The organism is Arthrobacter sp. 10T425 (assembly GCF_056393985.1).
Map to the genome: position 1 here is coordinate 74,335 of NZ_JBFTGZ010000011.1, position 12,846 is coordinate 87,180.

13 protein-coding genes are annotated in these 12,846 nt (G+C 68.5%); 6 read left to right on the plus strand and 7 right to left on the minus strand.

The window, feature by feature from the left end; translation table 11 throughout:
• The first annotated feature begins 94 nt into the window (after positions 1–94).
• Both AC1DDH_RS13980 and AC1DDH_RS13985 read left to right on the plus strand, forming a co-directional pair.
• Complete coding sequence (locus AC1DDH_RS13980) at positions 95–1,390, plus strand: cation:proton antiporter (protein ID WP_476955651.1); 1,296 nt, start codon at positions 95–97, stop codon at positions 1,388–1,390.
• A gap of 366 nt (positions 1,391–1,756) precedes the next feature.
• Complete coding sequence (locus AC1DDH_RS13985; RefSeq protein WP_018775517.1) at positions 1,757–1,936, plus strand: hypothetical protein; 180 nt, start codon at positions 1,757–1,759, stop codon at positions 1,934–1,936.
• A gap of 83 nt (positions 1,937–2,019) precedes the next feature.
• On the opposite strand, the gene AC1DDH_RS13990 is transcribed toward AC1DDH_RS13985, so the two are convergent.
• Both AC1DDH_RS13990 and AC1DDH_RS13995 read right to left on the minus strand, forming a co-directional pair.
• On the minus strand, positions 2,020–2,991 hold the full coding sequence (locus AC1DDH_RS13990) for a PAS domain-containing protein (RefSeq protein WP_476955652.1): 972 nt from the start codon (positions 2,989–2,991) through the stop codon (positions 2,020–2,022).
• Complete coding sequence (locus tag AC1DDH_RS13995; RefSeq protein ID WP_476955653.1) at positions 2,988–3,803, minus strand: alpha/beta fold hydrolase; 816 nt, start codon at positions 3,801–3,803, stop codon at positions 2,988–2,990. The genes AC1DDH_RS13990 and AC1DDH_RS13995 overlap by 4 nt, the downstream gene beginning before the upstream one ends.
• Before the next feature lie 399 nt (positions 3,804–4,202).
• Between AC1DDH_RS13995 and AC1DDH_RS14000 the strand changes: the two genes are divergently transcribed.
• Both AC1DDH_RS14000 and AC1DDH_RS14005 read left to right on the plus strand, forming a co-directional pair.
• Positions 4,203–5,462, plus strand: coding sequence for an NYN domain-containing protein (locus AC1DDH_RS14000; RefSeq protein WP_476955654.1), 1,260 nt, complete (start codon positions 4,203–4,205; stop codon positions 5,460–5,462).
• Between the two features lie 105 nt (positions 5,463–5,567).
• On the plus strand, positions 5,568–5,960 hold the full coding sequence (locus tag AC1DDH_RS14005) for a VOC family protein (RefSeq protein WP_476955655.1): 393 nt from the start codon (positions 5,568–5,570) through the stop codon (positions 5,958–5,960).
• A 181-nt stretch (positions 5,961–6,141) separates the two neighbouring features.
• On the opposite strand, the gene AC1DDH_RS14010 is transcribed toward AC1DDH_RS14005, so the two are convergent.
• Both AC1DDH_RS14010 and AC1DDH_RS14015 read right to left on the minus strand, forming a co-directional pair.
• Positions 6,142–6,624, minus strand: a complete 483-nt coding sequence (locus AC1DDH_RS14010) for a hypothetical protein (protein ID WP_476955656.1) — start codon at positions 6,622–6,624, stop codon at positions 6,142–6,144.
• A gap of 177 nt (positions 6,625–6,801) precedes the next feature.
• A complete protein-coding gene (locus AC1DDH_RS14015; RefSeq protein WP_476955657.1) occupies positions 6,802–7,581 on the minus strand; it encodes an SDR family NAD(P)-dependent oxidoreductase in 780 nt (259 codons plus the stop codon).
• Positions 7,582–7,664: 83 nt separating this feature from the next.
• Between AC1DDH_RS14015 and AC1DDH_RS14020 the strand changes: the two genes are divergently transcribed.
• Both AC1DDH_RS14020 and AC1DDH_RS14025 read left to right on the plus strand, forming a co-directional pair.
• Positions 7,665–8,282: a TetR family transcriptional regulator gene (locus AC1DDH_RS14020; protein ID WP_476955658.1), complete on the plus strand. Its 618-nt coding sequence runs from the start codon at positions 7,665–7,667 to the stop codon at positions 8,280–8,282.
• Positions 8,283–8,384: 102 nt separating this feature from the next.
• Positions 8,385–9,053, plus strand: coding sequence for an alpha/beta fold hydrolase (locus AC1DDH_RS14025; RefSeq protein ID WP_476849681.1), 669 nt, complete (start codon positions 8,385–8,387; stop codon positions 9,051–9,053).
• Between the two features lie 16 nt (positions 9,054–9,069).
• Here the strand turns inward: AC1DDH_RS14025 and AC1DDH_RS14030 are convergent, their stop codons facing one another.
• The 3 genes from AC1DDH_RS14030 to AC1DDH_RS14040 are packed head-to-tail and all read right to left on the minus strand — an operon-like array spanning position 9,070 to position 12,670.
• A complete protein-coding gene (locus tag AC1DDH_RS14030; protein ID WP_476955659.1) occupies positions 9,070–10,896 on the minus strand; it encodes a cytochrome b/b6 domain-containing protein in 1,827 nt (608 codons plus the stop codon).
• A 2-nt stretch (positions 10,897–10,898) separates the two neighbouring features.
• Positions 10,899–11,882 (minus strand): electron transfer flavoprotein subunit alpha/FixB family protein, encoded by a 984-nt coding sequence (locus AC1DDH_RS14035; protein ID WP_476955660.1) that lies wholly within the window; start codon positions 11,880–11,882, stop codon positions 10,899–10,901.
• A gap of 11 nt (positions 11,883–11,893) precedes the next feature.
• On the minus strand, positions 11,894–12,670 hold the full coding sequence (locus AC1DDH_RS14040) for an electron transfer flavoprotein subunit beta/FixA family protein (RefSeq protein ID WP_476857587.1): 777 nt from the start codon (positions 12,668–12,670) through the stop codon (positions 11,894–11,896).
• Positions 12,671–12,846: the final 176 nt, after the last annotated feature.

Consider the following 12,846-nt stretch of genomic DNA (forward strand, 5'->3'; position numbering starts at 1 on the left):
GCGGAGGGAGCGTGATCCCTGTGGGCGGACCCATCCGGCTGCTGGAATCGGGCCGCCCTCACGCGGCGCCCACGGAAACGGGCGCCGATCCGTCATGGAGCTGACGGTCATTGTCCTCATCACCGCCCTTCTGTTCGCGTGGGCGCTGGTGTCGGCGCGGCTGCAGCAGGCGGACCTGACCGCTCCTATTGTGTTCACCGCTGTCGGCGCAGCCCTGGCCTGGTCCGGGCTGGTTAGTGGCCCGTCGCCCTTGGCGAGTATCACCCCGGTTGTCGAGGTCACCCTGGTGTGGGTGCTCTTCTCCGACGCCGCCCGCTTGCCGCTCCAGCAATTGCGCCAAGACGTGAGCCGCTACGTGCGGCTGCTGGGAGTCGGTCTGCCGCTGACGATTGTGTTCGGGTGGGCCCTGGCCGCTTGGTTCTTTCCCCAGTTCGGGTTCTGGCTGGCCCTCCTCGTCGGTGCTGCGCTTGCCCCTACCGACGCCGCACTCGGAATACCCGTGGTGACGAATCCGGCGGTGCCGTCGCGGATCCGCCAGCTGATCACGGTCGAAAGCGGCCTCAACGACGGCATCGCCACCCCGGTCGTCATGCTCGCCATCGCCGGCGCGGCCGCCGCAGCAGGCCTGGAGAGCGCCGAAGGCCCAGGCAGCGCGGCCATGGAGCTGCTCATCGGCGCCGGTGTCGGCGCAGCGGCCGGCGCCGCGGGAGGATGGCTGCTCCAGCTGGCCCGCCGGCGCGGGACCGCAACCGAGGACTTCGCCGGCATCGGCGTCCTGGCCCTGAGCCTGCTCTCCTACAGCGCCGCACTCGCGGTGGGCGGCAACGGCTTCGTCGCCGCGTTCTGCGCCGGGTTGGCGTTCGGCACCTGCGCCGGGGAACGGGGGCCGGCCGAACTGGCTTTCGTTGAGCAGATGAGCGGCCTGGTGTCCCTGCTCGTGTGGCTGGCCTTCGGAGCCATCACCGTGCCGATCATGCTGGAGCACTCCCTCCCCCTGACCATCGCGTATGCCGTGCTCAGCCTCACGGTGGTGCGCATGCTGCCGGTAGCGCTGGCCTCAATTGGCGCCGGCCTCGACCGGAATACCGTCCTGTTCGTGGGCTGGTTCGGCCCGCGCGGACTGGCGTCCCTGGTGTTCGCGCTGCTGGCACTGGAAGCCCTTGGACCAGTGTCCGATCAGGCTGTGGCCGTCATCGCCGCCACCGTACTGCTCAGCGTCCTGGCCCACGGCTTCAGCGCCGCACCGTTGGCTGCCCGCTACGGACGGGCCGCTGCCGCAGCGGGACCGGAGCCCGGCGGACCGGTGCCGGTCTCTCCGGCCCCCGCCCGGGGGCTGAGCCGCATGCACATCCACCCGCCGCATTTTCGGTCGAAGCGGTCCCGTCCCTAGACCGCACTGAACCGTCCGCGCTGGACTCGGGTGCCGTCGTCGCCGTTCACGTTCCGCCGCAGCGGGCTGTGATGAGTCTCACGCGCAAATTTCGCCATCTGGCTTGAGCCGCCCGCGCGGCGCTGTGCACTATGGAAAGGCAAGGCAGGGACTGCGACGTTCCTGCCGGTGCAGCCCGACGATTTCCTGCGACGTTCCGCGTCCGCAGTAAACGCCGGGCACCCATCCTGGTGGACGCAATGAGGCCAAACCGGTGAGCTCGCAGAGCTGCCCACGGTCTCAGGCGTTCCTGGTTTGGCCCCTACGGCGGCTCCGCATCGGTGCGGCAGCCGGACATCCGGATTCATGAAATGGAAGCACTGAACAATGACGTTTGAAACTGCCAACTCTGTAACCCACAAGCTCTGGGACCGCTCCACCATGCACCACGAGCTGGACGCACTGGTCCACGAGCTCTCCGAGCGCCACAACACCGCCAAGAGCAACATCGCGGTCCACGCCAGCGGCCCGAACACCTTCACCCTCAGCCTGAACCACGGCGCCTAAAGCCCGGGTTCCAGGCAGCAGGGCCGAACGACGACGGCGGGAGCCGCCTCCCGCCGTCGTCGTTTGGCGTTAAAGCCCGCGGATCAACCGGCGCCCACGGCCCCGCGCATTTCGGTCTTGACCCGGTACATGTCCTGATCTGCGGCCAGCAGCAGGGCCGTGGCCAGTTCTTTGTGCGCGGCCGGATCAGCGTCCGCCGGGACAGCCGTTTCCGCCTGGCCAACGGACATGCCCAGCCGGAGCTCGCTCCCCGCGATGGTGATGGCGCCGGCCAGGCAGCTCCGGACGCGCTCCGCAACCGCCTCGAGCTCCGCCGCGTGCTCCAGCCGAGGTATCAGGACAACGAACTCGTCCCCGCTGTAGCGTGTGACGGTGTCCGCGCCGCGCACGGCCTGGGCGAGCATCAGCGCCACGTGTTCCAGGACCTGGTCGCCGGCCGCGTGGCCCAGGGTGTCGTTGACCTGCTTGAACTTGTTGACGTCGCAAAACAGCACGCCGACGCGGTTCCGCTGTTCGCCGGCGCTGGCCAGGGCCCCCAGCAGGTTTTCCTCGAGGTGCCGCCGGTTCGGCAGGCCGGTCAGCGGGTCATGCAGCGCCCGATGGTGGGCTTCCCGCAGGAGCGCGGCGCGGTCCGCCTCGGCATCCTCGAGTTGCCGGTGAGCGCTGGCCAGTTCGCGCTCATACCGCCGCCGCTCGGGGGCCGCGAAAAAGATCATCAAATCCCTCGGTTCTGCCCCGCCCACGGTCCGGGTGACGGACAGCAGGACGGGCCTGCGCTGCCCGTCCTGTCCCAACAGCTCGATCGAGAGTTCGGCGAGGTGCCCGTCGCGTTCCAGCTTCGGCCCGGCGTGCGTCCGGTACATCAGCCTGTCCCCGGCCGGCATGAGGTCCAGGAGGCGGGTGCCGTCGAGGCTGCCTTCGGGGATTCCGGTCCAGGCGCACATGGTGGCGTTCGCAGCCAGGATGGTCCCGTCGGTACCGGCAACGATGTAGCCGGCGGGCGCCTGGTGGAAGAGTTGCCCGTAGTCGACGGCCGTGGTGCTGGTCCGGGTCATGCCGGCTTCAGGAATTCGAGGATGGCGGCAGACGTTTCCTCCGGCGCGCTGCTTTGCGGGAAGTGGCCTGTGGCCGCAAGCCGGACCAGGGTGCTGTTCGGGAGCGCGTGGTGCAGGTAGGTTCCCACGTGGTCCGGCGTGACGATGTCGTCGGTGCTTTGCAGGACCAGCACCGGGATGGTGACCTCGCCGAGCAGGTGCCGGACATCGGAAAGGAACGCGACCCGGGCAAAGTCACGGGCAACCCGGGGGCTGATCCGCCCGAAGCTGCCCTGGATCTCATGCTCCAGTTCGGGAGCGTGCGGTGTATTCATGTAGACCGGGGCCATCGACTCGGCCCAGACCACATAGTTGGCATCCAGGGATTCGAAGACGTCGTCGATGTCCTGCCGGGTGAACCCTCCCACGTAGCCGTCCTCGGGGTGGTCAAGATAGCTCGGCGAGGCCGTGACCAGCACGAGCCGGCCGAACCTGCGCCCTGCGTCCCGGGCGGCCGCGCTGACGGCCATCATGGACCCGACGCTGTGGCCGATGAGGGTCACGTCCTGCAGGTCGAGTTCGCGGCAGACTTCCACCAGGTCATCGACGTAGGCGTCAAGGGTGGCGTAGGTGGCCGAATCGTAGGCGGACTGGTCGGAGCCGCCGGAGCCCACATGGTCCAGCAGAACCACCCGGTAGCGGTCGGTGAACCGGGGCAGAATCTTGCCCCACATGCTCTGGTCGGTGCCGAACCCGTGGGCGAACACCAGCGCAGGGCCGTCTTCTGGCCCATGCACCTGGACGTTGTTGCGCGCTGCCGCACCGGACATCATCGGCCAACCTGCTCTTCCAATTCACACATGGACCCACCTATCGAGACCGACGGCTGCACAATTCGTCCGGGCCTCGGGCCCAGAAAGATCCGTCCGGCGCCTGCAGGCGCCGCCCCACGAAAATTCCCATATTACAAGGATGTATTTCGACGACGTGGATCCATCTTAGTCCGGTGGGCCGCGGGCCCGGACCCGCGTCTTCGCAGGTCACGCGGGGTTTCTGGCGGGGATGCTTACAGTCGAAAACTGGCCGTAGCAAGCTGTTCCTGCGCGCGCGGCCGATCCCGGACACACGTATGGACCTCCTGTTCCCGCCAGGCGGTCCGGCACACGACGGCAACTGGGCAACGAAGCGGGCACCTCTGGCCCGCGCCGCCCTCCTGCTGGCACACTGAGCCGATGAGTGATCCCCTCCCCCAGTCCCGGCGGCCTGGCATCCGTGCCGTGATGTTCGTGGACTTCGACAACGTCTATACCGGCCTGATGGCCTTGGACCCGGCGGCCGCGAAGAGATTCGCCGAGGACCCCAAGCACTGGACGGAGGCGCTGGCCGCCGGCGGCGCGGGCGAAGAATCCCGGCGCTTCCTGATCCGCAACTGCTACCTCAATCCGGTGATCTACTCCAAGTACCGGCCGTACTGGACCCGCGCGGGCTTCCGCGTGATCGACTGCCCCTCCCTGACGCAACGGGGCAAGTCCAGCACCGACATCAACCTGGTGCTGGACGCAATGGATGCCCTGGCCGGCGCGGCACATATTGAGGAGTTCTTCGTCGCGTCTGCCGACGCCGACTTCACCTCGCTGGTCCAGCGGTTCCGGGCGGCCGACCGCATGACCACCGTCATCGCTGCCGGCGCCGTGGCGTTCGCATACCGGGAGATGGCGGACAGCGTGGTGGAGTCCCACGACTTCGTGGCAATCCTCAACGGGACCGCGGCCGGCATCCCCCGCCTGGTCCCGTCCGCCGGACTTGGCACACCGCTCCGCACCGCCCAGGGCACTCCCGGGTCCGCGACGTCGGCCGCCGACGAGGTCCGGGCCCTGGTGCAGGCCGCGCCGGGTCCGGTCACGGGAGCGGTCGCGGCGCACCGGGCCCTGACCGCGGACCCGTCGCTGAAGACCGATTGGGGCGGGCACGGCAAGTTCGGGGCCTGGATCGCCCAGATCGGCCAGGGCGTCCAATACTCGTCCACGCCGTCGCCTGGCTGGGTGTGGGACGCGAAGCGGTTTTCCCCGGAGCCCTCCTCGCTGGCCTCCGACGCCCGGCCCGCGATCGAGGAGCAGGTCACCCGGGTCACGGACGTTCCGGCGCTGTCGGCAGAACAGTTCAGACAGGTCTTCCTGTCCCTGGCGGCGAAGCTGCGCGACCATTCGGGCAACCGCAGCGAATTGGCACGGTCCGTCCGGGACGACTGCGTGGCGGCCGGGCAGCCGGTGTCCCGCTCTGCCGTCAACTTCGTGATCCAGGGCGTGGTTTACGCCGGCGGCTCCCTCTCAGAGGAGATATCGTCGGCAGAACTCGCGGCCGCGTGGACCAGAAACGTGGAAGAGCTGTGCCGGCTGGCCCTCATGGAGTTCGACGACGCCGAAAAGCTCGCGCTCCGGCGCTGGGCCGGCGGCGGGCTGCTGGAGTCCGGCCCCGGCGGCTCCCGGGCGTAGCGAACCTCCCGCCGTCGTGGGCTTGCGCTGGGTGTGCCAAACCGGTCAACAGTGCTATCTATCGACATCGGGTACTCACCAAACGAATTCGGAAAGGAGCCGGAAATGCCCAACGACCTTACGGAGCTGGTCAGCGTCCGGTATATGGTTGCCGACGTCGATGCCGCGGTCGACTTCTATACAACGCATCTCGGATTCACCGTCAGGATGAGCGCCGCGCCGGCGTTCGCAGACGTCACCCGCGGCCGGTTGCGGCTCCTCCTCAGCGGGCCGGCCAGCTCGGCAGGCCGTCCCATGCCGGACGGCACGGTGCCCGTCCCGGGAGGCTGGAACCGCATTCACCTCATCGTGGGCGATATCGCGGCCGAAGTGGAGCGGTTGCGCGCCGCAGGCGTCTCGTTCCGGAACGACATTGTCAAGGGCCCGGGCGGACAGCAGATCCTGCTGGAGGACCCGTCCGGGAACGTTGTCGAGTTGTTCCAGCCCGCCGGCGAATAGCGGCCGTTTAACACGCAAGCGGACGACGGCGGGACTTCCCGCCGTCGTTCGCTCCCGCGCTGCGGAACCCCAGCTCACAACTCTGCAGCCCGCTATCCCTTGAACGCGTCGACGGTCTTGCAGCTAACCCGGTGGGGGAAGAGCGCCATGGTTCCCCCTCCGCCTATGCCGTCCGGGTCCCTCAGGTCTGGTCCTCTGTGGAGACGGCGCGCAGGTCGGGGTCCACGCCCCTGGTTCGCTGCGCATCCACCGACGGCACCGGCTCGTTATCCGCACGGTGAAAATAGAGCCAGGCCGCGACTCCCGCGCTCACCGCGACGGCCGCCACTCCGGCAATCACCCAGGCCTTCCCGGACGCCGTCCGCCGCGACTTAGCCCGCGCGGGTGCCGTGACAACACTCGGTGCAACCCGTTTCAGGCCCTCTTGAACACGGGGAGCCAGAGTTTCCACTCCACCGGCGAGGTCGTCAGCGAGCCGCCGTAGTCCGGTCTGGATCCTCGGAGACGCAGATTCAATCCCGGCATCGAGCCCGGCCACCACTCTTTTCAATGCCGCTTCGACTCCGGGAGTCGCCCACTCCCTCCCCTCGGTGAGCTGAGAGATGAGATTCTCTGAAAGATGGCGGATCTGGTCGGCCTGGTTCTTGGGTGTTGCCGTGCGCATGAGTGCCTCCTCGATGTGGTGGATGCCCATAGCCTACGGCGGTCGGCACCGTAGAAACAGGCCCCTCCGGCCGCAGCCAACACGAACGCCCGGGTTCCTCGGTGCGCTCCCTTCCTACAGGAAGGCGGACGACGGCGGGACTTCCCGCTGCCGGCCGCTTGCGTTTGAGCGCGGCGCTTACAGCGCGGACCAGCCGCCGTCGGAGGCGAGGATGGCGCCGTTGATGTTGGTGCCGTCGTCGCTGAGCAGGAACGTGATGGACGCGGCGAGCTGCGCGGCGGTGGCGGGGGTGGGGACGGTGGCCTGCATCAGCGGGCCGAGGCGTTCGGCCGCGAGCTGGGATCCCCAGGTGGCCACGATGTTGGTGATGGTGGGGCCGGGGGCCACGGCATTGAAACGCAGGCCCTTGGGCCCGTACATCACGGCCGAGTTTTTGGTCAGGCCGACGACGGCGTGCTTGGACGCGGTGTAGGCGGCGCCGGCGGCGGACCCGCGCAGGCCGGCCTCGGAGGCGACGTTGACCACGGAGCCGGTCCCGGCGTCCAGCATCAGCGGCACCACCGCGCGGGTCAGGCGCATCAGGGCGGTGACGTTGATCCGGAAGACGCGGTCCCAGAGCTCGTCGTCCACTTCGTGGATCGGGGCGAAGTTGTCCATGATGCCGGCGACGTTCGCCAGGGCGTCGATGCGTCCGCCGGCGGCCGCGACGACGGCGGCCACGGTCTCCTCGCTGGAGATGTCGCCGGCCACGGGGACCAGGTCCAGCCCGGCGTTCTCGGCCACCAGGTCATCCAGGCGTTCCTTGCTGATGTCGGCGGCGATGACGCGGCCGCCTTCCCTGGCGATCCGCAGCGCTGTGGCCTGGCCGATGCCGGAGGCGGCACCGGTGACGATGACGGTCTTGCCGGCGAACCGGCCGGTGGTGGTGGCTTCCTGCCATGAAGCTTCGTTGCCCATGATGTCCTTCCAAACGTTGCTGACGGTGATGCCGCCCAGCTTATGACACTCTGTGTCATTATGTAAGGGTGAATACTGGTGGGATGCCTTCGGATGCTGTGACCACCGCCGTTCCGCGCGCCGCCGGGCGGCCGGTGACGATTGATCCCGACGCCGTGGCCGCCCTCGCGCTGCGGCTGTTCGCCGAGCGCGGCTACGAGCAGACCTCCATGGAGGACATCGCCCGCGAGGCGGGAATCGGGCGCAAGAGCCTGTACCGCTACTTCTCCAGCAAGGCCGAGCTCGTCTGGGGCGGCATGGAACCGGTGGTCGAGGCCTCGGGCCGGGTGCTGGACTCCGCCCGCACTGCCGGCGCGGCCGACGGCGACATCCTGGCCGGGCTGCGCGACGCGGCCGTCGCGGGCGTTACTGTCCTGCCGGACCTGGCGGTCACGCGCGGCCGGCTCCGGCTGATCGCCGAGCACCCCGAACTGGCCAGCCGCAGCTACGAATCCCTGGCGCCGCAGCGCGAGCGGACCAGGGCCTACCTGCTGTCAGCGGGAGTCCGCGAGGATGTCGCGGGGTATCTGTGTGCCGCGTTGATCGGCGCGACGTTCGAGGCCTGGATGCAGTGGGCCGCCGGGACGGACCCGGACCCGGTGCCGCATCTGGTGGCAGCCGTAGGGGTATTGCGGGTGCCGGAGTCGACGCGGGCGGGGTGACAATGGGGAGATGAGATCCGCATCGAACCGAAGCCGGCCGAACGGCCGCCAACTGCCGGTCCGGACCCGGGGTCCCGCCGTCGTGCTTTGGCTGGTGCTGCGGTGAGCAGATTCGTCCTGATCCCCGGAGCGGGCGGCGCGGCCTGGTACTGGAGCCGCATCGTTCCGCTGCTGCAGGGGGCCGGCCACGAAGCCGTCGCTGTCGATCTGCCCGGCGACGATGAAAGCGCCGGGCTGCCCGAGTACGCGCGCCTGGTGCTCGAAGCCGTCGGTGGACGCCAGGACGTGGTGCTCGTTGCGCAGTCGCTGGGTGGCTTCACCGCCCCGCTCGTGTGCGAAAAAGCCCCCGTCGCCGGGCTTGTCCTGGTGAATGCGATGATCCCCGTACCGGGCGAGACTCCCGGCGCATGGTGGGGAAACACCGGCTGGGCTGCGGCGCAGCAAAGCGCGGCCCAGGCCCACGGGTACAGTGCCGAGTTCGACACGGACACCTATTTCCTGCACGACGTTCCGCCGGAAGTGGCCGCGGAAGGCGAACCGCATCAACGCCCCGAAGCAGAGGCGGTGTTCGAATCGGTCTGCACGTTCACGGCCTGGCCCGGGATCCCGACCCGCGTCCTGGCCGGAGAGGGAGACCGCTTCTTTCCGCTGGACTTCCAACAGCGGCTCGCCCGCGAACGCCTCGGCATAGAGCCCGACGTCCTGCCCGGCGGCCATCTCCTCGCCCTGGCAAATCCCGACGGTGTGGCCGATTACCTGCTGCGCCGCTGAACGTGGGAATTCCGGCCTAGCGGCTGCTCACCTGGCCGAACAGTTTCGCGATGGGCGCGAGCACCAGCGGGCGGGCGGCGTACCATCCGGCCGCCGTGATGGCGATGGCGGCCGCGAAGAGCCAGAACCCGACCCAGTTCACCACGTCGGTGCCGCCGAACATGTGGTTCAGGTTGCGCAGCGCACCGGTCGCGAACACGAGGAACACGTGGACGAGAATGAACAGCACGAAAAACAGCATGGTCGGGAAGTGCACCGCGCGCGCAAGCTCTAACGGGTAGACCTTGTTCAGCGTTTTCGCGTTCTTCGGCCAGAACTCGCTCATGCGCGCACCCGTGATCGCAGCGACGGGGGCCGCGATGAAGACCACCACGAAGTACATGATCTGCTGCAGGCTGTTGTAGTTCACCCAGCCGGTCTCAACGGGCCAGTCGAGTGTCATGTACTGCAGGAGCGCGGAGAGCGCGTTCGGGACGGCCTCCCAACTGCTCGGCACGATCCTCACCCAGCGGCCCGAGGCAAACAGCAGCACCACAAAGATGAGCCCGTTGGCCAGCCACAAAATGTCGAGCGACTGGTGCAGCCACAGGTTGATGCTGATCTTCTTGCCACCGCGCTTTGGCGTCCAGTACGCCGGCGGCTTCTGCTGCGTGCGTACCTGATAGCCGGAGCGAATGATGAGCACCATCAGGAAGATGTTCAGGAAGTGCGCCCACTGTGCCCACCATGGGAAGCCGGGCTCCACCGTATCGGGCAGGTCATAAGCGCCGGGGTATCTCTCAAGGAACTCGGGCACGCCCGGCAGCGTCGTCACGCCGCGCGCGGCGAGCACAAGAATCGCTGCGGCGGCCACTCCGCCGACGCCGAAGAGCACGACGAGCTTGATCCACTGGCCCAGGGTCCGTGAGCCGTAGAGCCTTGCCTCGGCCTTGGGCTTCACGGGCTTTTCGACGGCGGCGGGCCGTGCCGCGGGCGCCGGGACGGCGGCGACAGCGGGCGCCGGGGCGGTCGTGGCCGCGGGTGCCGCGACGGCGGCGGGCTGTGCCACCGGTGCCGGGGCGGTGACGGCGGACTGCGCCGCGGGTGCCGGGACGGTGGTGGCCGCCGGTGCGGCCGCGGGTGCACTCGACGCCGAGGGCTCCGTCTCGGCGTCGGCCTTCACCACGCTGATAACCGGGGCAGGGACAGCCTCGGCAACGCGTTCGTGATGTGTCTGCACCGCGGGGGCGGCAGCGGCCGCCGGAGCAAGCCCAGGCGGCGGCCACGGCTCGCCGCCGGGGGCACGGGGAAGCCCGCGACGCAGCGAGGTGGTTCTCGTCGTCCGTGTGGCGGGCGTGTCTGTCGGAGCCGCTGCAGGCGCCTCCGTTGCCGGCACCGCTGCTTCCTCGGCAGCAACAGCCCCGGCAGCATCTGCGGCTGCATCTACGGCGGATGCCGCAGCGGCGCCGGAGGCCGGAGCCCCGGACAGAGCCGCCACCGGTACCGGAGCTTCTCCCGCTGGCGGCCAAGGTTCACCGCCCGGCACGCGCGGCAGGCCGCGGCGAAGCTGCCGCGCCACCGCGGAGCCTGGAATCACCGCCGGGACCGGCGCTGACAGCGCCGCACCCGGCGCCGTTTCCTGGACAGCAGCCGGGGCGGAGGGCGCGGCAGCGGCCGATTCCACCCCGGAAACTGACGCCGACAGATCGGCCGCTTCTGCCGCTTCCACCGCGGAAACTGACGCCGGCAGATCGGCCGCTTCTGCCGTGGCAAGGTGTGCGGACGCCTGGCCTGCTGGAGGCCAGGGTTCGCCACCTTCGACGCGCGGCAGGCCCCGCCGGATGGACCGAGACAGAGTTGCCATCGCTACTTCTTCCGGGCCTCAAGTGCGCTAATGAGCTGGGGAACAACCTTGAAGACGTCGCCGACCACACCGTAGTCCGCGACCTCGAAGATCGGCGCGTCCCCGTCCTTGTTGATGGCGACGATCATCTTCGCGGTCTGCATGCCGGCCCGGTGCTGGATCGCGCCGGAAATGCCCAGCGCGACATACAGCTGAGGTGACACGGAAACCCCGGTCTGGCCGACCTGATGCGACGTCGGGACGTAGCCGGCATCCACCGCGGCGCGCGACGCACCAACGGCGGCACCGAGGGTATCGGCGAGCTGTCCAACGAGTGCGAACTGTTCTTCCGAGCCGAGGCCTCGGCCACCGGCGACAACCTTCGCGGCACCACGCAGCTCCGGCCGCGAGGTGGCGGCAGTTGCCTCCTCGAAGGAGTCGATCCGCGCGGCCGGTTTCGCGGAGCTTGTCACGGCCAAGGTCTCGGACTCTTGCGGCTGAGCCGCCGCCCGCGCCTCGATGGAGCCCTGGCGGACCGTAATCACCGGTGCCCCAAACGTGGACGTCGACGTCACGTTGTAGGCGCCGCCGTAGACGGAGTGCTGTGCCACGACGCCCTCGTCATCACGGGACACACCGACCGCATCGGCGGAAATCGCCGCACGCGAACGGGCAGCGTAACGTCCGGCGAGGTCGCGCCCGTTCAGGGAATGCGAAATCAGGATGGCGTCCGGCTGCACCTGCTCCACGGCGGCGGCAAGCGCGTCAACGCCCGGCACCCCAAGCACGGAAGGATCCGGACTCTCCGCGATGAGTGCGCGCGCGGCACCAAGGGCTGCGGCCTCCGCGGCGGCGGCGCTCCCGGCGCCGGGTGAGGCAAGCACCAATGCAACCGGGGTGCCAACGGCAGCGGCGGCACCGAAGAGCCCGGCCGCAGCCTTCTCGAGTTCACCGGATGCCCGGGCTTCCACGACGACGAGGATTGCGTCACGAGGGAATTCAGTCATGTCGTTGATCCTTAGGCCAGTCGGTTTTCGATCAGGAACTCAGCGAGCTTCTCGCCGGCATCACCCTCGTCGATGATCTTCACGCCCGCCGCGCGCGGGGGCCTCTCCGCAACGGTCAGCATGATCGAACGCGCCGCCTCCGGATTGTCGGCCGTGACCCCGAGGTCCGCGAGGGTCAGGACCTCAAGGGGCTTCTTCTTCGCGGCCATAATGCCTTTGAAGTTCGGGAAGCGCGCCTCGGGAAGTGCCTCGGTAATGGAGATCACCGCGGGCAGGTTGGCTGAGACCTTCTGCACGCCGGAGTCAACGGCCCTGGAGCCAGACACCGCACCGTCGCTGATCTCGACGGAGCTGAGGCCGGTGGCATGCGGCACGTCAAGCAATTCTGCAAGCATCGCGGGAATCATGCCGCCGGATCCGTCGGTGGAGACGTTGCCGGTGATCACCAGGTCAAACCCCATGCGGCGGATCGCTGCGGCGAGGGTTTCAGCGGTAAGTCCAAGATCCGCACCCCGGAGCGCCTCGTCAGAGACGTGGGTGGCGCTTCCCGCGCCCATCGCAAGCCCCTTGCGGATGGTTGCCGTCGCACCTTCGGGGGCGAGGGAGAGAATCGCGACCTCAGTGCCCTCGTTCGCGTCGGCGTGCGTCAGTGCCAGCTCCAGGGCCCGCTCACCGATCTCATCAATGACTGCCTCGCTGACTCCTCGATCGGCGAGGCCGGTTTCAAGGTTCAGTTTTCGGTCCCCGTACGTGTCGGGGACCTCCTTTACTAGGACGATAATCTTCATCGATGGCTCTTCCTGTGGCGGCTTGTCCCTGGAGAGGAGACATTGTCGAACCCATCGAGTCTACGAAACTAGCGCCCTTTCCGGCTGACAGAGCCCGTGTCGTGACGTGAAGTGCCTCGCCATGGGACCGGGATCAAGGTAAAGCCGGACGTCCCGTTGACAACTGCAAAACGTTT